Source organism: Streptomyces sp. SID3212 (genome assembly GCF_009865405.1).
Lineage (GTDB): Bacteria > Actinomycetota > Actinomycetes > Streptomycetales > Streptomycetaceae > Streptomyces.
The window spans coordinates 1-1,524 of the sequence record NZ_WWJY01000498.1; the positions used below are offsets into that span (position 1 = coordinate 1).

At 73.6% G+C, this 1,524-nt stretch carries 2 protein-coding genes; both read right to left on the reverse strand.

Features of this window, described 5'->3' with window-relative positions; genetic code table 11:
* The coding region (locus tag GT042_RS15125; protein ID WP_161309235.1) for a threonine synthase at positions 1 to 1,217 on the reverse strand (1,217 nt) is incomplete at its 3' end.
* A gap of 119 nt (positions 1,218 to 1,336) precedes the next feature.
* The coding region (locus GT042_RS15130) for a hypothetical protein (protein WP_202532791.1) at positions 1,337 to 1,524 on the reverse strand (188 nt) is incomplete at its 5' end.

Sequence of the window (1,524 nt, forward strand, 5' to 3'; positions counted from 1 at the left end):
GGGATCCGCCCGTGCACCGGCAGCGTCGGCACGTCCACCGGGACGGTCTCCGGGTACTTGAGCCCGCTGCCCGTGTTCAGCACGACCACGTTCTCGTCGCCGCCCAGCCAGCCGGAGGCGCGCAGCTGCTCCACGGCGGCGAAGCACGCGGCGCCCTCGGGGCAGACGAACGCGCCCTCCGCGCGGGCCACCGCCGACTGCGCGGCCAGCAGCTCCTCGTCGGTCACCGCGATCGCGGTGCCCTCCGTCTCCCGTACGGCGTCCAGGACCAGGAAGTCACCCAGCGCCTTGGGCACGGTGATGCCGAAGGCGACCGTACGGGCGTCCACGGCGGCCACGCTCTCCCGGTCGCCGCGCGCGAACGCGTCCACGATCGGCGCGCACCCCGTCGCCTGCACCGCGACCAGCCGCGGCAGGTCCCCGGTCAGCCAGCCCAGCTCCCGCATCTCCAGCAGGGCCTTGTGGATGCCGATGATCCCGACCCCGCCGCCGGTCGGGTAGAGGATCACGTCCGGCGCCCGCCAGCCCAGCTGCTCGGCGATCTCGTACCCCATGGTCTTCTTGCCTTCGAGGCGGTACGGCTCCTTGAGCGTGGAGACCTCCTGGTAGCCCTCGCGCTCGGCGACCGCCGCGGCCACCAGCTTGCCCGCGTCCCCGATGAGGCCGTCCACCAGGTACAGCTCCGCGCCGGACACCACACATTCGGTACGGGTGATCTCCGGGGCGTCGACCGGCATCGCGATCAGGCTGCGCATCCCGGCGCGGGCGGCGTAGACGGACCAGGCGGCGCCGGCGTTCCCGTTGGTCGGCATCGCGATCCCGGTCACGCCCAGCTCGGCCGCGCGGGAGACACCGACGGCCGCGCCGCGTGCCTTGAAGCTCCCGGTCGGGACGAGCCCCTCGTCCTTCATCCGCAGCCCGGGGACGCCCACACTCGCGCCGTAGCGCGGCAGATCGAGCATCGGGGTCATGCCCTCGCCGAGGGAGACCACATGGCGTCGGTCGCGGACGGGCAGCAGCTCGTGGTAGCGCCAGAGGTCGGGGGCGCGGCCCGCGATCTCCTCACGGGTCACGGTGGCCCGTACCCGTTCCAGGTCGTAGCGCGCCAGGAGCGGGGCGCCCACCGCCGAGGTCCCCTGGACCACGTCGGGATCGCTCACCGTGCCGGTCCTGGAGCATTCGAGACGGTCCAGGGCCGAGAAGAACGCAGCCGGCATGTCGTTCCTTCCACAACAGGTGTCCGGAACGTGCGCGGTCCGGCTTCTTCCCGAGGAGAACGCACGATGATCGTTCCCGTCAAGGCCCGGCGGCGGGGTCCCGGGGACCCCGCGGTCTCTCAGACGGCCAGCAGCGCCAGAGCCCGGCGGGCGTCCTGCGCCGCGCCCGCCGTGTACTCGACGTCGAACACGTCCGCGCCGAGCGCGGCGATCAACCGCTCCCGCAGCGCGTCCTGCTCGACGGCGTCGTCCGGGTCCGGGATCTGCCCGGCCGCCCGGTACGCGCCCACGGCCGCGCCGAGCAGCC